The sequence below is a fragment of the Pseudomonas sp. PA-6-3C genome (assembly GCF_021605825.1).
Taxonomy (GTDB): domain Bacteria; phylum Pseudomonadota; class Gammaproteobacteria; order Pseudomonadales; family Pseudomonadaceae; genus Aquipseudomonas; species Aquipseudomonas edaphica.
This window is the reverse complement of record NZ_WKDV01000034.1, coordinates 19,101-45,385: the sequence shown is the minus strand read 5'-3', so window position 1 is coordinate 45,385 and position 26,285 is coordinate 19,101. Positions and strand designations below refer to the sequence as shown.

Genomic DNA, 26,285 nt, shown 5'->3' with positions numbered 1-26,285 from the left:
AGTCCGCCATCGCAGGCAAGCCAGCTCCCACCTTTGGATCTCCGGCTATTTTGATGTTTTTACAAACCCCGGCTTGAGCCCAAACACCTCGACACCTTCGGCGGTTGACTGTCCTGTGGTGACTTTCACCCGCTCAACCGGCTTATCCATCGCGGCCCGATATTCCACGCTCATGTCCGGCTGGATCGCCTGGCTCGGCACCACAATCGCCTGCGCATTGTTGTAGGTGACGATGGTCAACCGCGCACTCATCCCCAGCCGCACCCGCTGCAATTGCTGCGCAGTGAGCGTGGGGATCGACAAGGTGACCGGAAACTGCGCGCTGCCCTGGCTATCGCTGGCAATCGCCAGGCCGCTGACCACGCTGACGGAGCCGGTCAGGCGCTCGCCGTCAAAGCCATCACCCATCACTTCCACGGCCTGGCCCTGATGCAACTGGTTGATGTCCAGTTCCGACACCTTGGCGACAATTTTCAGCCGTTCGATATTGGCCAGCCCGAACAGCACCTGCCCCTGGCTGACCTTGCTGCCGGCCTGCACCGGTGCGTTGTTATTGGCTCCCCCTGGCGAGGAGTTATTGCTGCCCGGCGCCGGCACGACGATGCCGGAGAAGGGCGCCTTGACCTCTTGGCCGTCGAGCAGCTTGTGCAGGGCGTCGTATTTCACCGTGGCGTTGGTCAGCTCCATCTCGGCGATTTGTCGGTATTCGCCTTTGCCCTGATCTTGCGCCTGCTGCAGCTCGCTGCGGGCCGAGGCCAGGTCCAGTTGTTGCTGTTGGGTCTGCTGCTTGAGATCGTCCAGCTCGTTGCGCGGGATGATGCCGCGCTTGAACAGGTTTTCACTCTCGGTGAGTTTGCGCTGGGTGTTGCCGGCGGTCATTTCTGCGGTGCGCAGGCTGCGGCGTGCGCGGCTGACGGCGGGGCTGCTGTCCCAGTCTTGCATCTCTTGCACGGTGCGTCGGGCCTTGAGCTGGGCGGAAAGCGCGTCGCGCAGTTGCACTTCGAGGGTGGAGGGGTCCATGCGCAACAGTACCTGGCCGGCCTCGACGCGTTGGCCTTGTTCAACCAGGTTGACCAGCACATTGCCGTCGAACGGCGCGGTGAGGGTGATGGTGGTGTCGGGTTCGATCTTGCCCACCAGGCCTATCTGGTGCACCAACGGGTCGGGCTTGACTGCCAGCCATTGCTCGGTTGCGGCCGGCTGATCGGTAGCCGGGCTGCGCAGGGCAATGCCTGCGCCCGCCAACAGCACGACGATCACGGCACCCAGCAGGTATTTTTTATCAGTAGTCATTGAGGGCGATTTCCCAACTTTCCAGCGTCATGCCCAGGGTCAAATCGAGCTGGGTCTGGGCGTTCAGATAAGCGATCAGTGCATTGAGCCGCGCGTTTTCGGCGTTGCGCAGGTCAGTTTCGTAACTCAACACCTGGAAGTTGGTGGAGCGCCCGGCACTGAGTTTTTCCCGCTCGATTTCGATCTTGCGCCGCGACAGCTCGACGGCGCGCTGGGAAATTTCATATTGGCGCCAACGCGTGCCCAGGTCGCGCACCACGTCGTTGACACTGCGTTCCAGTTCCTGGCGCGCATCGGTGATACGGATCTCCTGGTCTTCCACATTGACCCGCGCGCGCACCTCGGCCTGGCGGGTGCTGATGTCGCCGATGGGAATCTGCACCTGCACCCCGGCGTAGCTGTTCCAGGTGCGGTTATTGTTGTTGCCGCTGTCATTGTTGCTGTAGGCATCGCGCAGCTGGTTGGCGCCTGCCACCAGGTCCACCTGCCAGCGCCCGGAGTCTTTGGCGATCACCAGGTTGAGGTCGGCCTGTTGGCTGCCGAGCAGGGCGGCGAGGTACTCCGGCTGCTGGGTCTGCGCCAGGCTGAAGGCCTGGCGTTTGTCGATGGTCATCGGCTTGGCTTCCAGGGCTTCGCTGGCGCGGATCGGCGTCGACAGGTCCAGCGCCAGCAGGCGCAGCAAGGCCAGGCGGCTGGTGTCGAGTTGGTTCTGGGCCTCTTCCACGCCCAATTGCTGGGTGGCGATATCGGCTTCGGTCTGCACGATTTCGAACTCAGCCATGCGCCCCGCGCTGATCAGCGCCTTGTTCACGTCCAGCAAGGTGTTGGAGCGCTTGAGTGCGTCCTGGACGATGCTCAACTGCTCTTGGGCGCGCAGCAGTTCGCGGTAGGTGGCGATGATCTGGCTGATGGTCTGCGCCACGGTGGCCTTGAGGTTCAGGCGGTTGGCCTGCTCCGACAGGCGCGACAGGCGCAGCGGCGCGGTGGTGGCGTCCCAGCCGCCGCCGCGCATCAGCGGTTGGATCAGCGTGAGGTCGAGGCCGTCGCTGCGGTAGCGGCCGGCGCGGTCGGCGTTGTTCAGTTGTTGGGTCCAGGCCATGCTCAACTGGGTGCCGTACTCACTGAGCAAGGTCGCTCTCGGTGCCAGGTTGGCATTGCGCGCGTTGTCGGCCGAGCCGCGACTTTGGCGGTAGTAACTGTTGAGGGAGAGCTTGGGGTTGAAGGTGTCTTCGGCCACCCGCAGGTCGAACTTTTGCGCCACGCGTTGCAGGTACGCGCTGCGGATCGCCGGGTTTTTGCGCAGGCCCAGGTACACCGCATCACCCAGGGTCAGCGTCGTGACCTGGTTATTGAGCGACACACTGCGGTCATAACCACTGCGGGTGGTGCTCGGCGCTGACGGGTTGATTACCACATCGGCGGCCATGGCTGGCAGGCTTGCCAGGGCGAGTAACCATAGCCATTTATTCATCGCGCAGGGCCTCCACCGGCTGCAGCCGCGAGGCCGAGACCGCCGGGTAGATGCCAAAGAACAAGCCCACCAGCAAGGTGCTGCCCACCCCCAGTGGCAGCGCTGCGGCGGCCAGGGCAAATTCCCAGCCTGACAGCCAGGCGTAGAGCCACGCGGCGGTCATGCCCAGCACTGCACCACACAGCGCGCCCACTGCCGTCAGCGTGACCGCTTCGAGCAAAAACAGATTACGGATGTCACGCTGGCGCGCGCCCAGGGCCATGCGGATGCCGATTTCGCGGCGGCGCTCCGAGACATTCATCAGCATCACGTTCATCACGCCGACACCGCCACCGACCAGGGAAATCGCGCCCAGCGCCAGCAGCAAGTAGGCGAACGTGCGGCTTTGCCGGGTCATGCCATCGATCATTTGCTGGGGCACCTGAATGTCGACATCGTGGTCGGTGAGCTGGCTTTTCAGGGCAATCGCGGCCTCACGGGCGATGCGCTCCATGTCCTGGCCGGGTGCGGCGCGAATGATCACATTGCCGATCTGCGGCGTCGGGTAGATGCGCCGCATGCCTTCGGCGGGGATAAACAGCGATTCGTTGGCCTGCACCGGCATCAGCATCGCGCGGGGTTGGTTGTGCAGGATGCCCACCACCAGGAACAGGTAATCGTTGATACGCACACGGTCGCCCAGCTTCAGCGGGTTGCCCGGCGTGCCCAAGGCCTGGGCGACTTGATCGCCGATCACGCCGTAGGTTTCGTTGGCGTCGAAGGCGGACAGAAAGCGCCCCTCGCGCAGGGCCAGGCGCATGGCGTCCTTGATGTCCGCGGTGCTGCCGACGAAGTTGGCGTTGGCCGTGCGGCCTTGGAACACCAGCGGCCCGCTGAACAGGCTGAGCGCGCCGATATGAGCAATGCCCGGCACCGCCTGGCGCACCGCGTCCAGGTCGAGGCTGGCGAGCATCGGCGCATTGCTGTTGCCTTTGGGCGGGAACTGGGCGATCAGGGTGTCGGTGCCCATGTCCTTGAAAATCATCGCAGCGTCCACCGCCGCGTTATGGCCGATATTGATCAGGGCCACCACCGATGAGCTGCCGATCACAATGCCCAGCAACGCCAGGATCGAACGTTTGCCCAGGGTGCGCAGGCTCACAAAGGCTTCATGCAGCAGTTGGCTCAGGCTCTGTTCGATCCGCTGGCTCATAGGCGCCCAGCCTCATGCACCACGCCATTGCGTACCAGGATCTTGCGCTCCAGGCGCTCGGCGATGTGTGCATCGTGGGTGACGATAATCAGCGTCACCTGCTGCTCGCGGTTCAGGGCCAGGAGCAGGTCCATGATCTCCTGGGCAGTGGTGCTGTCGAGGTTGCCGGTGGGTTCGTCGGCGAGGATCACCGACGGCTTGCCGACCAGCGCGCGGGCGATCGCTACGCGTTGGCGCTGGCCACCGGAAAGATCGGCCGGGCGGTGGTGGGCGCGCTCTGCCAGGCCGACTTGCGCGAGCATGCGCAGCGCCTGTTCCACCGACTCATGGCGCGACACGCCACGGTAACTGAGGGGCAGGGCGACGTTGTCCAGGGCACTGAGGCGGGGCAGCAGGTTGAAACTCTGGAACACAAAGCCGATCTGCTGGTTGCGGATCGCCGCCAGCTCATCCGGCGTGGCGCTGAAGATATCGTGGCCGGCAAAGTGGTACTGGCCGCCGTCGGGCAAGTCCAGCAGGCCAAGAATATTGAGCAGGGTACTTTTGCCGGAGCCTGAGGCGCCGAGAATGCCGCAGCTGTCGCCGGGGGCGATGGACAGGCACACGTCATTGAGAATCGACAGGTGTTGCCCGGCGAGCTGATAGCTCTTGCCGATGCCTTGCAGGGAGATCAAGCCTGGGTGCGCGGGGGTATCTGTCATCATGACTACGCCTGCAGTCTCGACGCTATCGCCACGCCCCCGGCAAAGCCTTGTAACAAGTTCGGGAACTGCCTGATACGCGCCACGGACTGGTTTTATTTCTTGTTTTTAAAATATTGTTTGAATAGTAACCGCGATCAACGCGCTTCGCCAGCCATGGATGTAGAGCGGTTTCACCTCTTGTGACGATTTGCCGGTCGTTCGGCTGCGGCGCCTGAAAATCCCTTCGGCTACCCTCGACAGGCCTGTTTATACAGGCCTTTCGTAGCATGGCGCAGTGTCACTACTTGCTTTCGAAGGGCTGCCCCGGTATAAAAAATCAAATTATTTTTTAAAACAATATTTCCCACGTGGAACCTTTCATGGTCGCGAAGAAACTCAGCGCTCCAAACGTTACCAAGACTCGACTGCTGGATGCGACAGAGGCTCTTTTCATCAAATACGGCTATGACGCCGTGTTGCTCCGGCAGATTACCGAGCGCGCCCAGGTGAACCTGGCCGCCGTGAACTACCACTTCGGGGACAAGGACTCCCTGATGAAAACCCTGCTGATGCAACGCCTGGAGCCGCTCAACGAGCAGCGCCTGGAGCTGCTCGCGCGCTGCGAAGCCGAGGCCGATGGCCCGCTCGACTGCGACACCTTGCTCGGCGTGCTGTTCGCCCCGGCCATGGGCCTGGAACGCAGTGACCCGGCCAGCGGGGAAGGGCGATCATTTATCCGTTTCCTGGGCCGGGTGTACAGCGACACCTCGCCGTTTATCCAGGAATACCTCAAGGTGCATTACCAGCCGGTGTTCCAGCGCTTCTTCGAAGCCTTCGCCCTGGCCCTGCCGGATCTGCCGCGCAATGAGCTGGGCGTGCGTCTGCAATTCGCCCTCAAGGCGATTTCCGGGGTAATGGCCGGCACTGAACTGCGCCTGCTGATGAACTCCATGAGCCTGGGCCGCCCGGCCACGGATGCCGAGGTCATGGCCAAGCTGATCACCCTGGTCTCGGCCGCAATTCGCGTACCGCAGCAAAGCCCCGAAGCGGAAACCGCACTGGCCAAGGTGCTCGACACCCAGCGCGCCATTCGCGAACAAGCCGCTGCGCCCGCCACCAAAGCCGCACGTTAAATCCCTAAATCCAAAGCAAAAAAAAACCCGCTGGGGCGGCGGGTTTTGATGTGCAGCGTTTGTAACGGATGAGGCTTCACCCTACGGCTGCGGATGTGAATAAATCGTGAAAAAAATGTAAGAAAATGGCTGGGGTAGACAGATTTACGCTGGTCGCGTGGTCTGTCGGATTTTACCTACGCGCCAGCCACTCGTCGCCACTGTCAGTTCTGACAGTAGATTTGCCGATTGCTCCAAGCGCCTTATTTACCTTGCTCGTCGCGCTATTCCTGCGCGGCCTTAATCCAGCAAGGTGATAACTATGGCGACCTATGAAGAAGACCTCCTCCCCCCTTTTCTTAATAGTTTCACCGTCGATCTGACAGATACGAACAAGGCTAAGTACCCTGAAAAGTCCAAGATTGGAGCAGGCCGGCGCGCATTATATCCCTACGGGTTATTCTTAGTTCCCTATTGGCCCGGCCTGGTGGCTAGCAATTATCTCGGCCTGCGCGTGGGTAATTTGGGGGAGGCGATTGCATCAACTGAGTTCACGCTTGAGGATATCGAAAAAATCGATAAAGATGGTCTTCCCCATCACATTTTTGAAGTTCCAGCCAATAAGCTGGCAGAGGGCGACGCCGTCCCGTACTTCTGTCGGGTGGTGCGCAGTAGTGGGAATGAAAGTCGCTCACCGATTCAAACGATGCTCATCAAGTTGACAATTCCGGGGGGGTATGATCGCAGGCCTTGGGAGCCCTGGCACAGTGGTTTCATTATGTGGATCGAAGATTTCGCCCCGGGTTCGATCATTAATGCGGAGGTTGCTGCCGGTGGCCTGACGTGCCTGATTCAACCGTATTTGTATATTCGTTCGAACGACATAATCACAGTTTCCGTTGATGGGAGGCCGGTGACCCACATTGTGAGTCCCGCAGAGGCAAAAAGTACTCAGCCGATCAGGATCCCTATCGAGGAGGCAGATCTGCTCAAGATGTCGAAGAAGGGTACAGTGGGGTTCGCATTCACAGTTGAAGATGTGGTGCAAAACAAACCTGAAGGAAAATATACGTATTCCATGCCCTTGGAATATATCAGTGAACTTGATACCAGTCTTGTGGATGCTCCGATATTTTTGGTAGCCGGTGAGGTTGCCTTACAACTTGATCTGGACGAACACAGTCAGTCTGCTCTCAGCGTAGAAGTCTCATTAGTGATAAAAAATGTAGTACTTAAGTCACCGAATGAGGTCCATGTGGCGCTGGAAACGAGGGATAAACTTGGTAACTTGGAAACGGTATTTTTGCCGATAATTAAGGCTACGGGGCGCAGGACTATAGAAGTCCCTATTCCCAACAGTATTGTCGCCAAGTTGGCGGGAGGGCAGTTCCGGGTGTCGTGCAAGTACAAAACGCCTGCGGGGGTGGAACTCGGTACATCCGGTAGTATTTTGATCAGGGCGGTGGGCACGCCGACAATAATGCCGCCGGTTAAGCTACTTCCTCCGTGTCGAGGAAGGGTTATTCCTCGCGATACAACTGCGTCTGTAGAAATGCCTTACTACTCGCCTCACGACGAGCAGAATGTGGAAATTATTTATGCCAGTGATGCATCAACGGGCGGCTCCCAACTTGTTCCCTTCATAGAGATAGCTGGCCCACAGGGGGATATACGACAGCTTGCCAAGGCGAAATTGCAAGTTTTTGATAAAAAAGGGCCTTTTAACCTTTATTACCAAACCGACGACGGTAAAAGTCGCCCGGGCTCTATTCGCAGGTCAGAGCCATTGAGTGTCGAGATTGGAGACGTTATTGCAGAGTTGCAAAAAATGCATGTTCCAGATGCGTTGGATGGTAACGTGGACCTTGCTAACGTATCGGGTACCTACATTGAGGCATTCATTACCTACACCGGCACGGTCGAGAAGCAAAAGGTGAATTATACTTTTGTTGGAGAAGCGTCATCATCACAAAACTTTATCACGGGCACCATTTCTATCAGCGCGGCGCTAGCCGGTGTCAACCTCACGCAATTGGGCATACGTATACCCCTGGATTTTCTAAAGGCAAATAACAATAGCAGTTTCAAAGCCTACTATAACGTGGAAACCCCGGGCTCACCGTCTACGTTCCTGTATTCGGAACAACATGAGATCAGCGTTGGTCCGCCAGTAGTACTCCAACCACTTCAAATTCTTGAGGCTGATAAGGTCAATGGAACGCTCAAACCGAGCAAGGTCACTCAGGGGGCGACCCTGCGTATCGGTCATTCGCCGGTGATAGGCGGTGTGGTTTCCTGGAAATTGTTTGGCAAGTTTGATGTCAGTCAAATGGAGGGAAGAGCATCTGTAGACCCTAAGACTGGTTTCGTCGATGTGGATATTCCGTACGATGTGATCGCAAAAGGTCTACGTCCTGATGGCAACAATATTACCGTGACAGCTGTTTTGAATAAGGGGAAAAGGAGTTACCCGTTTGAGACGTTGAATATTCTGCTGCTACCTCTCAAGGTTCTGCCTACCCCTCATATCGATGGGTTTGAACACTCTACAGTGCTGCCGATTGACCTAGTAGCCGAAGGGGCGCGCATCAATGTGCCTGTGTGGGACTTCATGCTGGTAGATGAGGTGAAATGGTGCACGTGCAAAGGTACCTTGGAGGACGGCGAGGCGTATATAAAGGAAGTTGTTATCGCCGAAAAGGTTACCGAGAACGAACTTCAAAAAGGCGTTTCCATGCGGGTCCCGGAGGGCTTGGATACCCTCAAAGAGGGGAGTCCTTTTACCATCAGTTTTTTTGTGAGTTTTCCAAAAATCCCCAGCTTGCAAACGGCAACACCGTTTCCAGTGGCAAACTATATTATTCAGAAACTGCCCATGGAGTTGCCTTATCCAACCCTTAACGGTGTTTCAAGCACCGCGCAGGAGATTACGGTAGATCCGTTGTCGCTTGAAAAGAGCACCAGCGTTACGGTTAAGATTCCGAATGGAACCGTGAAGGACAGCGTTACGCTGGATTGGATTCACCAGGACGGTACTAAGTATTCAAAGACCCTTCCAGGCACTGCGGGTGGTACGCTGGTATTTGATCTGACGCCGGCTCAAGTGGTGCACAATAGTGTAAACAGTGTGATTCAGTTACAGTGTTTTCTTGTGAGGGGTGGGAAAACAACACCGTCGAAAGTGCAGACAGTATCGGTTACTACGATTGCGCCCGCTAACCTTCCGAAGGCAACGATCAATAATCAAGCTGCTGGTACCACCATCGATTTGAATACCTTTGCCGGCAATACACGAACGGACATGGTCACGTTCCCACTGTGTAAGGCAGGGCAAACACTATGGATTGACCTTATTGGTGGTGGCAGGTCGGTGGAAATAGTGCCCGCTCATACCATCACTGTGGATGAAGTAAAAAATGGTTTTGTCAATATGCCCGTATTGCGTGGCACGCTGACGGCACTGCCTAATGGTACGACGTTTCAATTGGAGGTGAGGGTTGCCTTCAATGGCGGTGTGGACAAAGCCCGAGCGTTGGTGTTCCCGTTGGCGCAGTATGTCAAGTCTGATTCATTTGCCGCCCTGACCACTAGTTTTATGTACGGAGTAGGGCCTTGGGCGTTAGGTAATAACGCAGATCGAGCCAGTATTGAAGCATCAGGCTTGAACATACGTACGCATGCGGATCGATCGAATTATGCCGGTGTAGTAGTAACGACTAATTCAAATTTTTATATAGGCCATAGATATCGGGTTTCATTCTACATCTTTAATTATTCCCCATCGGGCGGGATCAATGTGGATCCCTCACTCGCGATATTCGTAGGCGGTGTACAGATGTCGGGTACGATCGTGCCGCCCAAAAATACCTGGTACATGTTTACCGCAGACTTTGGCGTTTCGACGAACGGAACAAAGGCGGTTGTCCTTCACAATTACCAGAATAGCGGCTGGGGTAACGATTTTTTCGTTCACTCGGCCTACATTTCTCGCCTGACATGATCCTGCCTCGCTGAACAATCGGGACAGCTCTACCTAACCGTAGGCTGTCCCTTTTTGCACCACTCAAATCTTCCAATGACTTGCCGTCTTCGCCAGCAATTGCCGCATCGCCTCCACATTGCCGACCAGTTGCAACGTCAACAACCGATACCCATCCAATGCACTTTGCACCGGTGCATCCAACCCAGCTTCATCCGCTGCGTGCACCGCAGGCCGCTCCAGGCGCTCGGTAAACCCGGATTTCAGTGCGCGCGCCATCCCCACCAATTGCACGCGAATCTGCCGGTGCTCGGCCTTTAACATCACTTGCATCCGCACCATTGCCTGCTCATCACGCGGGTCCGGCCGGGTGTTGCCAAGAATCTCCAGGGTACTGATGCACATGCGCAGGTGCCGTTGAATCATGTCCAACTCGGTCATCGAGATACGCACTTCCTTGGACACCGAAGGCATCAGCGAGCGCAGTTGCAGTATGGCGGCATTCAGGCGGTTGAGCAGCTTGAAGTGTTCATCGTCAGTGACTGACTGGCCGTTGATGATGCGGCTGTAAATCGCCGCACAGTCGCGCAGTGCGCTGGCCATGTTGTAGCGCCACGAATACACCGCGTACAGCGGCAGGGCAAAGGAAAACGCCAGTGCCAACACGATGCCGATAAGGATATCGACGGTGCGCCACAAGCCATCCGAGATCGGGTTGTCGCCGTGGCCGGCGACGATAAACACCGTGATCGCCGACAGCAGCGCGATGTAACCGCCTTTGCCGATGGCGTGATAGGAAAAGAACCCGCACACCACCGACATCAGCAGATAGGTCAGCAGTGGTATGCCGAAATAGGCCTGTTGCACCACCAGCAGCAGGCCGACGCTGGCACCGATCAGGGTGCCGTAGGCGCGCTCCACGGCTTTTTTGCCGATATTGCCGTGGTGCTGCAAGCCGCCGATCACGATCAGCATGGTCACCGAGGCCCACTCGCCGTGGGGCAGGTTGATGCCGGTGGTGAGCAGGATGGTCGCCAGCAGGCCGATGGACACGCGCACGGCGTGGATCAGCTTGGCGTGGCGGTAGCGGCGGTAGGGGTCGAGCAAAGGGCGCAGCAGGCGCCGGGCGAAGAAGGGCAGGTTCATCGGTATTAAAGTGGCCTCATTATGCAGGGTGGACCGGATCGCGTGTGGGAGCCGGGCTTGCCCGCGATGCAGGCACTTCGGTCTTTCAGTCAGACCGCAGTGATGCTATCGCAGGCAAGCCAGCTCCCACTCTGACCTGTTTATACAGGGAGCGGCGCTGTCTTCAGAAAATGTAATCCGTGGTCAAGAAACTCGAATCTCGATTACGCAAGATATCGCTGACCAACGCCTTGTTGCTCTCCTGGAACTTGGTCGCCACCAACGTGCGGATCGAGAACACGCGCAGCGCGTCATGCACCGACAGCGTGCCCTCGGCCGAGTTCTTGCGCCCGTTGAACGGGAAGGTGTCCGGCCCGCGCTGGCACTGGGCGTTGATGTTGATACGCCCGACCTGGTTGGCAAAGGTGTCCACCAGCCGCCCGACTTCCACGGCGTTGGTGCCGAAGATGCTCAACTGTTGGCCGAAGTCCGAGTCCAGTACGTATTCGATCACGGTCTCCAGGTCACGGTACGGCACGATCGGTACAACCGGGCCGAACTGTTCCTCGTTGTAAACGCGCATTTGCGGGTTCACCGGGTACAAAACGGCGGGGTAGAAGAACGAACCGCGACTTTCGCCGCCATTGGGGTTCACCACCTTGGCGCCGTGCTGCGCGGCGTCGGCCACCAACGCGTTGAGGTAATCGACCTTGCCGACTTCCGGCAACGGCGTCAGCGATACGCCGTCTTCCCAGGGCATACCGGGTTTGAGCGTCGCCAGTTTGCTGTTGAATTTCTGGATGAAGCTGTCGACTACCGCTTCGTGCACGAACAGGATCTTCAGCGCAGTGCAGCGTTGGCCGTTGAACGACAGGGAGCCAGTGACCGCTTCGCTCACGGCATTGTCCAGGTCGACCTCGGGCAGCACGATGCCGGGGTTTTTTGCGTCCAGGCCCAAGGCTGCGCGCAGGCGGTGTGGCTTTGGATGCAGTTTTTTCAGGTCGCTGGCGGCCTTGTTGGTGCCGATAAACGCAAAGATATCGATTTTGCCGCTGGCCATCAGCGCGCTGACGGTTTCGCGGCCGCTGCCGTAGATCACGTTGATCACGCCGGCCGGGAAGCTGTCGCGGAACGCCTCCAGCAGCGGGCGAATCAACAGCACGCCGAGCTTGGCCGGCTTGAACACCACGGTGTTGCCCATGATCAACGCGGGGATCAGCGTGGTGAAGGTCTCGTTGAGCGGGTAGTTGTAAGGCCCCATGCACAGCGCCACACCCAGTGGCACGCGGCGGATCTGGCCAAGGGTGTCCTGCTCCAGCTCGAAGCGGCTGCTGCGGCGGTCGAGTTCCTTGAGGGCGTTGATGGTGTCGGTGATGTAGTCGCAGGTGCGGTCGAATTCTTTCTGTGAGTCCTTGAGGTTCTTGCCGATTTCCCACATCAGCAGCTTGACCACCGCGTCGCGCTGTTCGCGCATGCGTCGTAAAAAGGCTTCGACATGCTGGATACGTTCGGCCACGCGCATCGTCGGCCATTCACCCTGGCCGCGGTCATAGGCGCGCACGGCGGCGTCCAGGGCGGTGAGGGCGGTGTCGGCATCCAGCAGCGGCGTGCTGCCGATGTGTACGCGCTCATCGCCCAGTTGCACCGGGCTTTGCACCTTGGCCAGCGGGCCGTTCCACACCTGCAACTGGCCGTCGACCAGGTAATCACGCTGTTCGATGGGCGCGGCCAGGCGGAATTGCTCGGGAATTTCGCTGGCGGCGGTGGGAAACAGCTGGGCGAGCAGGTTACTGGTGGTCATGTCGCTACCCCTGGAATAGTTGCAAAACATGACTAGAGAGTCACCCATCCAAGGGCTGTGTGGCAAGCGCCAGACGCGTTACGAAGGCGCGCACGCACTCGCCGGCCGTCAGGCTGCCGATGCTCACCAACACCGTCAGTGGCAGGAACGCCACGCCGGTGCGCAGCGGCGAGACGCCCAGAAATACAGGCTGAGTACAAACAGCAGGCCATACAGCAGGCCGTGGCGCACGCCTGATTGATCAGCGCCAGGGATTCGCGTGCGGTGCGGGTCACGCCCAAAGGCTGGGCGCAGTTCAAGGCGCAATTGGGCCTGGAACCGCGTGATCTGGAAAACCTTGAGCAAAAGCCCGCGCTGGCCGGTTAAACTGCGCGGCTTTTCAGAAGGAGTTCACATGAGTCACTACCAGCCGGGCATTCTTGCCGCACCGGTGCCGTTGCAGGCACGCCATCTGTTTTTTGCCGTTGATGCACTGGCAGCCGTACCCGCCGCGTTAGACGCGCTGGTGCAGTTGGCGGACGCGGGCGCAGTGGTCGGTGTTGGCGAGCCGCTGGTAACTTCGCTCGGCGCGCACATTGAAGGGCTGCGCGCATTCCCTGCCGTTACTGGCCCAGGCGCCCATAACCCGTCCACCCAGCAGGCGTTGTGGGTGTGGCTGCACGGTGTGGATCGCGGTGAACTGCTGCTGCGCAGCCGCGCATTTGAAAAGGCCCTGGCTCCGGCATTCCGGCTGGTGCAGATGACCGAAGGCTTCCGCTACAAAACCGGCTTCGATCTGACCGATTACGAAGACGGCACCGAAAACCCCCACGCCGCCGCCGCCGTCGAAGCCGCCCTGACCGACAGCGGCGCCAGCTTTGCCGCGATCCAGCAATGGCAACACGACCTCGACGGTTTTGCCGCGTTGCCCGCCCAGGAGCGTGACCACATCATCGGCCGCCGCCATGGCGATAACGAAGAGCTGGACGACGCCCCCGAATCCGCTCACACCAAGCGTACCGCCCAGGAAAGTTTTACCCCGCAAGCCTTTGTGGTGCGCCGCTCGATGCCGTGGGCCGAGAACGGCCAAGCGGGGTTGATGTTCCTGGCGTTTGGGCATTCCTTCGATGCGTTTGAAGCGCAACTGCGGCGCATGAGCGGGTTGGAAGACGGGATTGTGGATGGGTTGTATCGGATCAGTACGCCGCTGACCGGTGGCTACTACTGGTGCCCACCGGTGAAGGATGGGCATTTGGACGTGAGCGCACTCGTCTGATCCCCCAGATCTGAAACAGTGTGGGGGTCTGTGGCGAGGGCGCTTGCTCCCGTTCGGCTGCGCAGCAGTCGCAGCTATCCTGGGGGCGCTTCGCACCCCAGCGGGAGCAAGCTCCCTCGGCACACAAGCCAGCTCCCACAGTTTGATTGTGTGGGGGCGTAGATCACGCCACCCACTGGCGCTTATCGTCACCATCCACCGACGGTTTCATCACCTGCACCGGCTCGGGTTCCAACCAGGTGGGCGCGACGAACCGATAACCCAGGCCCGCTGCGGTGGCGATGTAGAACGAGTCATTGTCGCCCAGCGCGCGGCGCAGGGTCTTGATCTGTGTGCGCAGGTTGCATTCCTCCACCACCAGCCTGGGCCAGGCGATGTCGAGCAATTGGTGTTTATGCAGCAATTCACCAGGCCGGGAGGCGAGGGCGATCAGCAAGGTCAGGGCGCGGTTGCCCAGGTTCACGGGTTGCCCATGCTTGAGCAGCAGATAACGGTGGGGCAGCAGTTGGAACGGGCCGAAGTGAATGCCGAAAGAGGCGTCATCGGTGAGGTGGCTGCGAGTCGAGTACGTCATGTCAGTTAACCTTTGTGCGTGGACATTGCAGCCCGACGCGGCTCCTTTTTACGCCGGGTTGCCAGGGAGAGTCAGGTGTTGATCGCCGGGATCGGGTCAGACGGATAATCGCCATCCATCGTCGGGCCACCGGTGAGGCCGTATTGCTGCAGCACAGGTGTCAGTTGCCCGTAGAACGCGTCTTGCGCCTTGCCATGGGCATCGGCCAGGGCGAACGGCAGGAACGCGCTGCCGATACCCCCGAGAATCGCCGTGGCGCCGCCAAGGATGCCGCTGATGGTGCCGGCCACTGCACCGATTTCGGTGGCGCCATACAAACCGGCACCGGCTTCCACCAGGCCGGCGACGGCCGCACCTGTGCCGAGCACACCGGTGGCCACCGAGAAACTGCCGGTGAGGTAGTCGCCTTTTTTCAAGGAGTCGACCCCGCCGATAATCCCGATCACGCCGCCGATAATGCCGCCGGCCGAACCGATGATCTTGCCCGCCGCGCCGATATTGGCGATCTGTTGCGCCGACAGCGGGCCTTTGCCCACCGGCACTTTGCCGGGAAAATCGCCAATGGTACCGCCGTCCGGGCGGTTGACCCAGGTGACGCCATAGCCGGCTTCCTTGGCGTATTTGGTCCCGCCTTCGAGCAGCAACCCGGCAAATTGCAGGCCCGCCGATACGCGGTTGGCATCCGCCACCGGGGTGGTGCTGCCGCTGGCCGAACGCGCCATCAGCACGCCGCTCATCAACACCGCGCTGCCAATGTGCAGCAGGCCTTGCTTGAACGCCGGGCTGACATCCCCGAATTTCATACCTTCGATAGCCTTGGGCAAGGCATCGGCAATCTTGTTGCCCTGACGGCCGATGTCCCATACCGACCGCAGCATCGACACCACCTGTGCCGGGTCGATCTTGCCGCCGTCGGAGGTGGTGAACATCTCGGGGTCTTTTTGCTGCGCGTCGTTGATCGCAGCGGTGACTTTGGCGTCGTCGAAGTTGCCGTTGCCATCGCCGAGCGTGACGTTCAACGTGTCGGTGGTCGCACCGCCGAGCAACGCATCGCCGAGGTTTTCGTTGAAGTTGACCTGCAAGGTCGCCGCGTCATCCGCCGTGGCCTTGTCACCCAGAAAGGCCTGGGCCGACGCGGTGCTGGCGGCGAAACTGCTGGCCGCCACGGTCGGGTCCAGGCCACCGGCTACCGCATCGGTGAAGGCTTTGCCGGTCACCAGCTGGTTCTTGTAGTAGCTGAGGATCGCGTCACTTTGCCCGGCGTTGGCCGCCACCTTGGTCAGGTCCACATGGCCGTTGCCCCCCAGTGCGAGGTTGGCGATCGTCGCGTCGTTGGCGGCGTTTTGCAGGCCCATGCCCATGTCGATCTGCTTGCCGTTCTGGTCCTTGGCATTGAGGTTGTCGTTGAGGTTCTTGCCCGACTCGATGCCACCTTCAAAGTAGTTCTGCATCGCGACCTTCATGCTCGGGTCGCTGCTAACGATATCCCTGAGCGCGGGGCCGCGATTGTTCTGCAGGAAGCTTTGCACATCCGGGTCTGCCGACAGGGTCTCGATGCCGCTTTGCAGCTGCGCCTTGATCTTGTCTTCGTTGGGGTTCAGGCCCCAGTTGGGCGAGGTGTACTTGTCCATCAAGCCTGCGTTGCCGACGTAGTCGCTGACCAGCAGGCGCGTTTGTGCATCGGTCAGTTGCACCATCACGGCGGCTTTTTGTTCGCCGGTGTAGTTCTGCGGGTTGGCAAGGATATCGGCGGTGAGCTTGGAGGTATCCACACCGGCGACGGCATCGCGGGTGGCGGCGCCGTCGAGGAAGGTCAGGGTGTCACTGTCGGTTTTCGGCGCCTGTTTCTCCAGCCACGCGCCGATGTTGTCGCGGGTGCCGATGTTGTCGGATTTGCCGGTGGCGGGGTTGTCACCGCCGGTTTCCAGGGCGTGGAACAGGCCGGGGCGCGACCACATTGCTGCAGCGCCGGTCAGCTCGTTGCTCAAGGCCGAATCACTGCCCAGGGCTTGCAGGTTATCGGGGCGGATCATGCCGTCGTTGCTGCGCTGGTTGTCACCTGGGCGCATGGCGGTGCCGGAACTGGCGACCAGGCTTTCGTTGGCCATCACGATGGCGGCGGACTTGGCGTTGGCCTTGGCCAAGTCGCCTGGGTGGCTGCCCATAAAGCTGCCATAGGACTTCGCCGCCGCGCCGATATCGCTGTTGGTGTTGCTGATGAAATGGTCAACGTCGGAATGGGTGATCACATTGTCGGCTTTGCCGCGACCACCGCTGTCCAGCGCGGCCATCAGGTTCGGGCTGCTGGCCACGTACTTGAGCACGGCCTGAGCCTGGGGCGGCAAGGTGGTCGGCGGGTTGGCAAAGTCGATCGGCGCGCCGTGCAGGCCCCAGGCGTCCCAGTTCTGCGAGAGCAATTGTGCGGCGGCGCGCGGGCGGTTCAGGTCGAGTTCTTCTTTGGTCGGCGTGCCGCTGGTGTTGCCGGTGATGCTGTTCCAGTCCTTGGCGCCGGACACGCCGAACGACGAGTTGTCGACCCACGAAGTATCGCAGGCGCCTGCCGCTCCAGTAGTGCCGGCGTAAAGCTTGGCCACTTGGTCGTACAGGGCAGGGGTGATGTCCTGGGACACGATCACTTTGTCGCCGGACGCGGTCTGGTAGCGGATCAACCTTGGCCCGACTTCCTCGGGCGGGCCGATATGGGTGGCTGGGTCGATGCTCTCGTTGGCACCGGCCAGGCGATAGCCTTCGGCGCCGCTGGCATTGATCGCCGACAGCTTGGTGAAGTCGCCACTGACCTGATCGAACAGCTGCGGCGTGTCTTTCTGGCTGACCACCACCTTGTCACCCGAGGCGGTCTCATAGCGGATCAGCCCGGGGCCGAGTTCAGTCGGGCTGCCGATGGCCGTGTAGTTGCCCAGCCCCGGCGCCACGGTGCTCGCATCGGCATGGGTGTAGCCGGCCGCTTTACTGTCACTGAGGTTTTTTTCGAAGCTCGCATCGTTCTGTTGGGTGTTGTACTGGTTGACCAGTGTTTCGTAGAGACGCGGGTTGTCGCTCTGCTTGAGAGTGACTGGCTTGTCGCTGCCCAACGGTGTGTAGGTGATGCTGTTGTTCACCGGCGCCTGAACGTTTTGATAGGGCAGTGGGATCGACGGGCCGCGGATCTTCGACGGGTCGAAGGTCGGCTGGTTGACGGCGGTGTACAACGCGGTTTCGAATTTTTTCTGCGAGCCGTCTGTGCCCGGTGTTTGCGCAGGGTCACGACTACTTGGGATCGCTGGCATACATGCTCACCTGGAAGTTGTTTCATATATCAGGGCCTGCACACTGACTATTTAGCTATTAGTGCATCTGTACTAATCAGGCGCAGGAAATTAGTTGCCCGCGAGCATTAAGGTCGCTCGCGCCGAGCTATGAAACGCGATGAGTAAGTCGCTTTTGTTACAAATGGAAATATCTGCGAAGTTGGGCAAAAGGCTATTAGCGAAAAATGTGAAGTCGATACAAAAAAGACGTCGACGTCGTGACGGACTGCGCGTTTTTACGCTGTAAACCTGCCGCCTATTGTTCAAGAGAATGTCGGGGTGTGCGTGCAACGCCGCGTAATAAGGGGCTTTGGCCTTGTTTGAACGTTTCGCTAAAAGTTCCGCGGGCGAACCGGCATGAGTTTTTTTCAACGCCGGGTTGAGCCAAACAATTCACACCTTGTAGCCGAAACGTTTCACAAGCTTTCACAACGAAGGCGTTTTGTTCGTGAGTAGTATGGCCCCCATGCAAACCAACGACGGTTCAAACGCTCACTGTCTGACGTTTTGGGCATTTACCGGGTTTGCATACTTTCAGCTTGCTGTTGCGCAACTGAATAACTTCCCTATCGATGCAAGGAGATGAACATGGCTGATGTCCCACCAGTAAAAGCCGGCGGCGCCGACGACGCTATCGCGAAGATGGAAGCGACCTTCAACATGGCTATCGAGAAGTCGGCCAAGATCACCGAAATCAGCACCGCGAAAAAAGCTGAGCTCGACGCCACCAAACAGCGTCCGCAGAACTGATTTGCCAAACGGGCGGCGCTGGCGCTGCCCGTTTACCTGCTGATTCTTGACCCCGTTGCACATTTTCAAGGGGGCAAACCCACACATGACAGCCTTGATTTCTTTGGGGCCGGTGGCTGCGACTGGCGCACCGACCCTCACTGTGACCGCCGGTTTGCACCAGGGCAGTTCCCTGGTGCTTGATCAGCCTGTCTACACCATCGGCGCGGACCTCGCGGCCGACCTTGTGCTCAGCGACCCCGGTATCGCCGGCCTGCACCTGCGCCTGCGTTTTGAGGGCGGCCATGTGGCGGTCGAAGCCTTGGGCGGTGAGGTGCTGGTCGCCGGCACTGTGCGAATTCCCCGGGGCAATGGTCATCGCGCGCGACTGCCTTTGCAACTGCGCATCGGCACCGCCGGTGTGAGCCTGGCGCTGCCTGAAGAGGCAGAGCAACCCTCCCGCGCTCCGCGCAGATTAACGCCTTGGATTGTCGCGCTCGGCCTGCTGTTTATCTGTGCAGGGGCACTGGCCTTTCGCAGTGACCCGCCGTTGGCGCAGGTGGCGGCAGTGGTCGATGTGCCGGCGATTAAACAGCCGTCTCGCGAACAGGCCAAAGCCTGGCTGGAGCAACAGTTGCAAGCCGCCCGCCTGGATGCGGTGAGCGTCACCAACAGCAACGGCCAGCTCAGCGCCGAGGGCAGTTTCGAACAGTCACAAAAGCCTCAATGGCTGGCCCTGCAACAAGCCTTCGACCAGCGCTACGGCCAGCAGATCGTGCTCAACCCCCGCGTTGCCGCGCGTGCCGATGCCGCGAGCCCACGCGTGCGCTTCCAGGCCGTGTGGTTCGGCGCCCACCCCTACGTGATCAATGACAGCGGCAAGCGCCTGTACCCCGGCGCTGCGCTGGCGGACAACTGGGTGCTGGAACGCATCGAGAACAACCAAGTGATCCTCGCCCGTGGCGATGAGCGCTTTACCTTCACCTTATGAGTCGGTCTATGGGACGTATACACATGATCGTTCCCACGCTCTGCGTGGTAATGCCGCCCCGGACGCTCCGCGTCCTGAAATCAGCGCAATGCGTGACCCCTGCGCAAGGTGACGCAGAGCGTCACAGGATGCATGCCCACGCAGAGCGTGGGAACGATCAACAGGCCCCGGCATGAAAGTCGAACCCCGCCCGTTAATTCCCAGTGATGTGCGCAGCGCGCCTATCGAAGCGATTCACCCGGTCAATTCACGCCAGGCCACCGCCTTCGAAGCGGTGCTCAAGACCCGCAAGACCCAAACCCGCCGCTCGCTGCGCAGCGACCTCGAAGCCCTCACCAGCGCCGCCGGGGTGGACTCCCTGCTGTTCGGCAGCGCGCGTTCCCTGGAGCTGTTGGAGCATGTGATGGAACACATCCTGCCGAGCCTGGACGCTGAGCCCGAGATCAAGGCCCTGGCCCATGACCTGATCAGCGAAGAGATCGAGATGCGCCGCAACCTCGAACAGCAGCGCTCACAGGTGCATGCCTGATGGCCCGCGATAACGAGGACGCCGTGCAACTGCTCAAGGGCATTGGCGAGCTGTACCGGCGCAATGGTCAGTCCCAGCGCGCGCTGGTGATGTTGCTGATTGCCGTGAGTGTCGCGCCCCACGACTGCGTGCTGTTGCGTGCGCTGGTGCTGGCGTTCACCGACAGTGGCGATGCCGCGCGGGCACTCGGCGCCCTCGACCGCCTGGTGGCGCTGGAAGGTGAGTCCGCCAGCCTGTTGCTGCTGCGCGCGCGTGCGCTGTGGTACGGCGAGCGCAAGGACGAAGCGCGCCAGTGCTTCAAACGCTACTTAGCCGCACGCAGGGCCAACCCATGAGCGTACTCAATCGTCTGAACAATGTGGCGCGCATGGCTGCGCAGCGCACTGACGTGATCATCGTCGCGTTTATGCTGATGGCGATTGTGATGATGATCATCCCGCTGCCCACCTACCTGGTGGACATGCTGATCGGCCTCAATATTGCCCTGAGCATCCTGATCCTGATCGTAGCGTTCTACATCGGCCACTCCGTGGAATTCTCTGCGCTGCCGCCGCTGATTCTGCTCAGCACCTTGTTTCGCCTGTCGCTGTCGATCACCACCACGCGCCTGATTCTGCTGCACGGTGACGCCGGGCATATCGTCAAGGCGTTCGGTGACTTCGTGATTGCCGGGCAAGTGGTGGTCGGCATGGTGGTGTTCCTGATCATCACCGTGGCGCAGTTCGTGGTTATCACCAAAGGTGCCGAGCGCGTCGCGGAAGTGGCGGCGCGCTTTACCCTGGACGCCATGCCCGGCAAGCAGATGAGCATCGACAACGACCTGCGCAATGGCGATATCGACCAGGCCGAAGCCCGCCGTCGGCGCTCGCGCCTGGAGCGGGAAAGCCAGATGTTCGGCGCAATGGACGGCGCGATGAAGTTCGTCAAAGGCGACGCCATCGCAGGGCTGGTGATCCTCGCGGTCAACCTGCTGGGCGGCATGCTGATCGGCATGCTCGAACGCGACATGCCGTTCGGCGTGGCGGTGCACACCTATTCGCTGCTGACCGTGGGTGACGGCCTGATCGCCCAGATCCCGGCGCTGTTGATTTCAGTCGCGGCGGGCACCGTCGTGACGCGCGTCAACAGCGACGGCGAGGCCGGCGACCTGGGCAGCGAGATCATCAAGCAACTGGGCGCCAGCTACCGTGCGCTGGGCCTGACGGCGCTGATCATGATCGGCGTAAGCCTGCTGCCGGGTTTTCCGACCTGGGTATTTATCGGTTTGTCCTTAGCCTTTGGCAGTGCGGCATTTTTGATGTATCGCCGGCAGGCCCGTCAGCCCCAGGGTGAACTTGAAGCGTTGGTGCAAGCACCTGAGCCGGTGGTCGAGGTGCCGGTCGAACAGGATGACAACCTGCTGCCCGACACCCGTGTACTGCTGACCCTCGGCAGCGGCCTGTCCCAAAGCGCGCCGCGCCAGATGCTGCGCCAGCGTGTCGAAGCGCTGTGTCACGACATTCGCACCGAGCTTGGCGTGGACGTACCAGTGCCAGGCATCTACATGGAAGCCAAGGCCACGCCGGGCAGTTTTCGCGTGTCTTTGGAAGGCGTGCCGGTGAGCGAGGGCGAATTGCCGATCAACTGCCTGCTGTTGCAGGACGACCCGGTGCATGTGCAGTTGCTCGATATCGCTACCGTACAAGCCGATTCGCCGCTCAATGGCCGCCCTGCGCACTGGATCGAGCGTCAGCACGAAGACACCTTGCGCAATGCCGGCATCGGCTTTTTGCTGCCTGACGAAGTGCTGCGCGGTGTGCTGGAACGCAGCCTGCGCCGCTATGCCGCGGACTTCCTCGGCATCCAGGAAACCCGTCTGTTGCTCGAGCGCACCGAAGCCACTTACGGCGAACTGGTCAAAGAGGCCCTGCGCCTGGTGCCGCTGCAACGCGTGGCCGAAACCCTGCGCTTGCTGGTCGGCGAAGGCGTGTCGATCCGCAACCAGCGCGCCTTGCTCGAAGCCATGGTGGAGTGGGGCGCGCGTGAAACTGATGCCGGGCGCCTGGCTGAGCATTTGCGTGCAGCGCTGGCGCGGCAGATCAGTCATCAGTATGCGGATCGCAACCGGGTGATCGGCGCACTGGTACTGGCGCCGGGCCTGGAAGACCAGCTTCGTGCGTCCTTGCGTCGCCAGGAGCCGCAGCGCGAGTTGATCCCCGAAGACGTCAGCCGCGCCTTGCTTGCGCAACTGCGTCAGGCTTGCGAGAACACCCGTGAGGCCAACAGCGCCGTGTTGCTGGTGCACCCGGAACTGCGCCGCAGCTTGCGTCGCCTGGTACTGCGCGGCGAGCTGGAACTGGCGGTGCTGTCGTTCCGCGAATTGGCCACCGAGTACAACCTGCAAGCGCTGGTGACCATCAGCCTCACCGATATTTCCAATCGCCGCGCGCCTGCTGCGGCTTCTGTCACTCCCCTGGCGTCTGCCTCATGATGCGTTTTTGTGTGTTGTTACTCGCTTTGATTGCGTGTGCCAGTCAGGCCCAGGACATTGCCCGAGGTGCTGGCGGCTCGATCAACCTGGCGTCCGGTGAAGGGCGCATTTTGCATTTCGTGGCGCCGGTGGATTCGGTGCTGGTGGCCGAACCCAATGTGGCCGACCTGCAAGTGGTGTCGCCCGGCACTATCTATATCTTCGGCAAGGCGCCGGGCAACACCAGCCTGATAGCCCTGGGCAACGACGGCAAACAACTGGCCAGCCTGACGCTTTCGGTCAGCAGTGACAGCCAGGCGGTGACCACGCCGATGCAGACCCTGCACCCCGGCAACGGTGCGCAGATCAGCGGCGCCGGCAACCGCCTGATTGCCAAGGGCACGCTCGGTTCGGTGGCCGAGGCCACCGACCTCAACGCGCTGCTCAACCCTCAGGGCCAAGGTTTCCAGAGCGCGATCAACACCACCGAATATGCCGGTGCCGCCCAGGTGAACCTACGGGTGCGCTTTGCCGAAGTGTCGCGTTCCGAGTTGCTGCACTACGGCGTGAACTGGAACGCGATGTTCAATAACGGCACGTTTTCCTTCGGCCTGATCACGGGCGGCCCATTGGCGGCAGCGACGGCCGGTGGCTTGGCGACGGCGGGCACCGGTTCCGGCAATGTGAATATCGACGGCATGCTCGATGCGCTGCAAGCCAATGGCATCTTGCAGATCCTGGCCGAGCCGAATATCACCGCCATGACCGGCCAGACCGCGAGCTTCCTCGCTGGTGGCGAAGTGGCGATCCCGGTGCCGGTCAACCGCGACCTGGTGGGCATCGAATACAAGTCCTTCGGTGTGTCGTTGTTGTTCAACCCGACCTTGCTGCCTAACGGGCGTATCGCCCTGCAAGTGCGCCCGGAAGTCAGCAGCGTGGTCAGCGGCGGCACTGTGGACTTCGGCAATTTCCATGTGCCGTCCTTCAGCGTGCGCCGCGCCGACACGCGGGTGGAAGTCGGCAGTGGGCAGACGTTCGCCATCGCCGGGTTGTTCCAGCGCGAGAGCAGCCAGGACATCGAAAAACTGCCATTGCTGGGCGACCTGCCGATCCTCGGCAACCTGTTCCGCTCCAAGCGCTTCCAACGCAATGAAACCGAACTGGTGATCCTGATTACCCCGTACCTGGTCGAGCCGGTACGCGGTCGCGGTCTGGCCACGCCCCTGGACGCCTTACCGACCACTGCCGCAGCCAGCGGACCGCGCAGCGGCGGGGCGTTCGGTTTCTACATGAATTGACTAAGGGGCCTGCCATGACTGTTTTGCGTGTGTTGATGCTGTTGCCCTTGGTGTTGGTGGGCTGCAAGACCCATTTGGCGCCGACGTATTACTCGCCCGAATACCGCGCCGATGGCGTGCCGAGCCAGTGCCAGCAACCGGCGGCCAAGGATGAGATTGGGTTGGATGAAGACTTCAAACCGACCTTGCCGTTGGGCTGCGCGAACAATTTGAACCTGATGCAGATGGTCGAGCGTAAGCAGGACCTGACCCAGGGCCGCGCGACCGGGCCAGCAATGGCCGCGCCGGTGGGCCGGGCGGCGCAGGTGTATATCGAAGGGTTCGACCGCGAGCAGTTGCAGCGGCGCAAGGACCAGCAGGAAGCCAAGGCCGGCGCTGCAGGAGGCCAGCAATGAGGCCCCAATGTGGGAGCGGGCTTGCTCGCGAAAGCGGCCTCATGGTCGACCACTACCCAACTGAAGCTACCCGGTCTAACTGTGGGAGCTGGCTTGTCGGATCGCCGCACCGCTGCGATAGCGGTGAGTCGGCGTACATATCCGTTGTTGTAGTAACGGCCACTTATGGTTCCGCTCTTACAGCGGCTCACTTTTGGAAAGACCCAAAAGTAAGCAAAAGGTCTTCGCCCCACCACTCGGCACCTCGCTTAGGCTCGGTGTGCCCTCACTCCGGCTTTGGAGCGTGGGCCGCCGCGATGGGCCATCCTTGGCCCAACGCGGCTAACCCGGCGTCCTGCCGGGTTACCCTCGCTCCAAAGCCTGCGTTCGGCCAGCGTGGTTTAACGGGGCGACTCAGATCAACATCAAAAGCAGATCAAAAGCCAGATCACAAGCCAGATCAAAAGCGGGTTGGTCGTGTATCAGCGCGGGTCCACCAACCCCAGCTCCTTGGCTTGCGCCACCGGATCACTGATCGCTTTGATGCGCTTGGCTTCGGTTATCAAACGTGCCCGCTCAGCCGCCGGAATATCATCCAGCGCCAGCCCGGCAACCTTTTGTTCATACCCCGCCAACACCATCACCAACAGTTCATTACGCTGATGCCGTGGCAAGGCCCGGGGCGATTGGGTGACGGGGGCGATGGTGTCCAGCGCCTGTTGCGATTGCCCACCCAGCGCATAAGCCAGGGCCAGGTTGCAGCGGCTGTCGAGGTTGTCGGGTTGCAGGCTGAGGCTTTGGGCGAAGGCGGTTTGTGCGGCGACGGCCTGGCCGTTCAAGACCTGCGCGATGCCCAGGCGTGTGTAGGCGACCGGCAGGTGGTTGATCTCGGCGGCCTGGCCCAGCGCCGTGACGGCGCGTTGGGTCTTGCCCAGTTGCAACTGCGCGGTGCCAAGGCCGAGCAGGGCGTCGGCGTTGCGGGCGTCCAAACCCAGGGCTTGCTGGAAGGCGCGCTCGGCGCCCGACGCGTCCTTGGCGTCGAGCCTGGCCTGGCCGAGCTTGAGCCACAGGTCGATGCCGGCGCCGGGTTGCTGGGTGGCGCGCTCGTACAGCGCAGCCGCGCTGGCGTAATCGCCGCGCTTGTTCAGGTCGTTGGCCAGTTGCAGGGACTTGTCGGAATCGGTCGCAGGTTTGCTGGAGCAGGCAGCCAACAGCAGGGTACTGGCAAGCAGGAAATTCTTGGTCATCGTCACAACTCGTCGGGCGAAGGCGCAGGCCATGTAAGCATATTTTTCATGGCCATCCTATGCCTGTTCGGCGCCAGTTTGGCCCACGCGGCCGAAGCGCCCGAATGGTTTTCCAAACCCTATGCCTACGTGTTGGTCGACCAGGATGTGCGCGGCGCACTGGAAGAGTTCGGCCACAACCTCGACATCCCCGTGGTGCTCTCGGACAAGGTGCGCGGCAAGGCGCGCAGCACGATTCGCGCCGCCAGCGCCGGTGAGTTCCTGCAAACCCTGTGCAACACCAACGGCCTGACCTGGTACTTCGACGGCAACCTTCTGTACCTCAACGCCAACGATGAGATCGGCACAAAACTGTTCAAGGCCAGCGCATTGAACCTCGACCAATTGCAGGCTTACCTCAACACCCTTGATGTGTTCGGCCAGCAGCTGTCGATGCGCAATGGCCCCGAAGGCGATGAAGTGTTCGTGTCCGGGCCACCGCCGTACCTGGCGCTGGTGCAACAGCACGTCGATCACCTGCAACCCAACGCCGTGGCCGCCCCGGTGGCCCGCGAGCGGGGTGTGCGGGTGTTTCGCGGCGCGCAAGTCAGTACCGAAACCCCAACCCAGTAAAGGAGCAGCACCATGTCCGTAACGGCCGTAGACAGCAACCTCGCCCCCGGTGGCGCCAGCCCTGAAGCCAAGTTCAATGCCGCGGTGGATAACGCCAAGGCCGCCGACAAACCGGCGGACACCTCGGACGCCGACGACGCCAAATTCAACGACGCGTTGATTACCCAGGCCGTCACCATCGGCGGCCAGTTCATCATCATGCCGAAGATGCAGGAACTGCTGAACGACGCCATGTCCGATGACGACGACGAGTAGGAGGCCCC

Annotated in this window: 22 protein-coding genes; 13 read left to right on the top strand and 9 right to left on the bottom strand. The window is 60.5% G+C overall.

The window, feature by feature from the left end; translation table 11 throughout:
- Positions 1–45 precede the first annotated feature (45 nt).
- Genes GIW48_RS21190 through GIW48_RS21175 form a run of 4 tightly spaced genes read right to left on the bottom strand, consistent with a single transcriptional unit; the run spans position 46 to position 4,660 of the window.
- Positions 46–1,293, bottom strand: coding sequence for an efflux RND transporter periplasmic adaptor subunit (locus GIW48_RS21190; RefSeq protein WP_138449190.1), 1,248 nt, complete (start codon positions 1,291–1,293; stop codon positions 46–48).
- Positions 1,283–2,764 (bottom strand): TolC family protein, encoded by a 1,482-nt coding sequence (locus tag GIW48_RS21185; protein ID WP_099550528.1) that lies wholly within the window; start codon positions 2,762–2,764, stop codon positions 1,283–1,285. Before GIW48_RS21185 ends, GIW48_RS21190 begins: the two co-directional genes overlap by 11 nt.
- Positions 2,757–3,956, bottom strand: coding sequence for an ABC transporter permease (locus GIW48_RS21180; protein WP_236462273.1), 1,200 nt, complete (start codon positions 3,954–3,956; stop codon positions 2,757–2,759). The genes GIW48_RS21185 and GIW48_RS21180 overlap by 8 nt, the downstream gene beginning before the upstream one ends.
- Positions 3,953–4,660 (bottom strand): ABC transporter ATP-binding protein, encoded by a 708-nt coding sequence (locus GIW48_RS21175; protein ID WP_017137555.1) that lies wholly within the window; start codon positions 4,658–4,660, stop codon positions 3,953–3,955. Before GIW48_RS21175 ends, GIW48_RS21180 begins: the two co-directional genes overlap by 4 nt.
- A gap of 359 nt (positions 4,661–5,019) precedes the next feature.
- Here GIW48_RS21175 and GIW48_RS21170 point away from each other — a divergent pair, with 359 nt between their 5' ends.
- The gene (locus GIW48_RS21170) at positions 5,020–5,772 is read left to right on the top strand and encodes a TetR/AcrR family transcriptional regulator (protein WP_099550527.1); all 753 of its coding nucleotides are present in this window, start codon (positions 5,020–5,022) and stop codon (positions 5,770–5,772) included.
- A gap of 301 nt (positions 5,773–6,073) precedes the next feature.
- Positions 6,074–9,751, top strand: a complete 3,678-nt coding sequence (locus GIW48_RS21165; RefSeq protein ID WP_236462276.1) for a hypothetical protein — start codon at positions 6,074–6,076, stop codon at positions 9,749–9,751.
- A gap of 63 nt (positions 9,752–9,814) precedes the next feature.
- Here GIW48_RS21165 and GIW48_RS21160 read toward each other — a convergent pair whose 3' ends face one another.
- Positions 9,815–10,876, bottom strand: coding sequence for an FUSC family protein (locus GIW48_RS21160; protein ID WP_236462278.1), 1,062 nt, complete (start codon positions 10,874–10,876; stop codon positions 9,815–9,817).
- A 163-nt stretch (positions 10,877–11,039) separates the two neighbouring features.
- On the bottom strand, positions 11,040–12,656 hold the full coding sequence (locus GIW48_RS21155; RefSeq protein ID WP_138449200.1) for an NADP-dependent glyceraldehyde-3-phosphate dehydrogenase: 1,617 nt from the start codon (positions 12,654–12,656) through the stop codon (positions 11,040–11,042).
- A gap of 237 nt (positions 12,657–12,893) precedes the next feature.
- Here GIW48_RS21155 and GIW48_RS29720 point away from each other — a divergent pair, with 237 nt between their 5' ends.
- The gene (locus GIW48_RS29720; protein ID WP_017137560.1) at positions 12,894–13,022 is read left to right on the top strand and encodes a hypothetical protein; all 129 of its coding nucleotides are present in this window, start codon (positions 12,894–12,896) and stop codon (positions 13,020–13,022) included.
- A gap of 28 nt (positions 13,023–13,050) precedes the next feature.
- Positions 13,051–13,911, top strand: coding sequence for a Dyp-type peroxidase (locus GIW48_RS21150; protein WP_017137561.1), 861 nt, complete (start codon positions 13,051–13,053; stop codon positions 13,909–13,911).
- A 163-nt stretch (positions 13,912–14,074) separates the two neighbouring features.
- On the opposite strand, the gene GIW48_RS21145 is transcribed toward GIW48_RS21150, so the two are convergent.
- Entirely contained in the window at positions 14,075–14,485 is a 411-nt protein-coding gene (locus GIW48_RS21145; protein WP_017137562.1) for a winged helix-turn-helix domain-containing protein, read from the bottom strand.
- Between the two features lie 71 nt (positions 14,486–14,556).
- Positions 14,557–17,772, bottom strand: a complete 3,216-nt coding sequence (locus GIW48_RS21140) for a type III effector HrpK domain-containing protein (protein ID WP_236472922.1) — start codon at positions 17,770–17,772, stop codon at positions 14,557–14,559.
- A 609-nt stretch (positions 17,773–18,381) separates the two neighbouring features.
- Between GIW48_RS21140 and GIW48_RS21135 the strand changes: the two genes are divergently transcribed.
- The 7 genes from GIW48_RS21135 (at position 18,382) to GIW48_RS21105 (ending at position 24,184) form a co-directional block, all read left to right on the top strand.
- Positions 18,382–18,543: a hypothetical protein gene (locus GIW48_RS21135; protein WP_016969018.1), complete on the top strand. Its 162-nt coding sequence runs from the start codon at positions 18,382–18,384 to the stop codon at positions 18,541–18,543.
- An 85-nt stretch (positions 18,544–18,628) separates the two neighbouring features.
- Complete coding sequence (locus tag GIW48_RS21130) at positions 18,629–19,513, top strand: SctD/MshK family protein (RefSeq protein ID WP_186618289.1); 885 nt, start codon at positions 18,629–18,631, stop codon at positions 19,511–19,513.
- Positions 19,514–19,685: 172 nt separating this feature from the next.
- Complete coding sequence (locus tag GIW48_RS21125; protein WP_138449208.1) at positions 19,686–20,042, top strand: hypothetical protein; 357 nt, start codon at positions 19,686–19,688, stop codon at positions 20,040–20,042.
- Positions 20,042–20,377 (top strand): tetratricopeptide repeat protein, encoded by a 336-nt coding sequence (locus GIW48_RS21120; RefSeq protein ID WP_099550521.1) that lies wholly within the window; start codon positions 20,042–20,044, stop codon positions 20,375–20,377. The genes GIW48_RS21125 and GIW48_RS21120 overlap by 1 nt, the downstream gene beginning before the upstream one ends.
- Positions 20,374–22,512 (top strand): type III secretion system export apparatus subunit SctV, encoded by a 2,139-nt coding sequence (sctV, locus tag GIW48_RS21115; RefSeq protein WP_017137567.1) that lies wholly within the window; start codon positions 20,374–20,376, stop codon positions 22,510–22,512. The genes GIW48_RS21120 and sctV overlap by 4 nt, the downstream gene beginning before the upstream one ends.
- Positions 22,509–23,789: a type II and III secretion system protein family protein gene (locus tag GIW48_RS21110; RefSeq protein ID WP_017137568.1), complete on the top strand. Its 1,281-nt coding sequence runs from the start codon at positions 22,509–22,511 to the stop codon at positions 23,787–23,789. The genes sctV and GIW48_RS21110 overlap by 4 nt, the downstream gene beginning before the upstream one ends.
- A gap of 14 nt (positions 23,790–23,803) precedes the next feature.
- The gene (locus GIW48_RS21105; protein ID WP_017137569.1) at positions 23,804–24,184 is read left to right on the top strand and encodes a hypothetical protein; all 381 of its coding nucleotides are present in this window, start codon (positions 23,804–23,806) and stop codon (positions 24,182–24,184) included.
- Between the two features lie 461 nt (positions 24,185–24,645).
- On the opposite strand, the gene GIW48_RS21100 is transcribed toward GIW48_RS21105, so the two are convergent.
- On the bottom strand, positions 24,646–25,410 hold the full coding sequence (locus tag GIW48_RS21100) for a tetratricopeptide repeat protein (RefSeq protein WP_236461667.1): 765 nt from the start codon (positions 25,408–25,410) through the stop codon (positions 24,646–24,648).
- 48 nt (positions 25,411–25,458) lie between these two features.
- Here GIW48_RS21100 and GIW48_RS21095 point away from each other — a divergent pair, with 48 nt between their 5' ends.
- Together GIW48_RS21095 and GIW48_RS21090 are read left to right on the top strand one after the other, a co-directional pair.
- Complete coding sequence (locus GIW48_RS21095) at positions 25,459–26,022, top strand: hypothetical protein (RefSeq protein WP_017137571.1); 564 nt, start codon at positions 25,459–25,461, stop codon at positions 26,020–26,022.
- 12 nt (positions 26,023–26,034) lie between these two features.
- Positions 26,035–26,277 carry a hypothetical protein gene (locus tag GIW48_RS21090; RefSeq protein ID WP_017137572.1) on the top strand — a complete coding sequence of 81 codons (243 nt, stop codon included), beginning with the start codon at positions 26,035–26,037 and terminating at the stop codon, positions 26,275–26,277.
- The last annotated feature ends 8 nt before the right edge of the window (positions 26,278–26,285 follow it).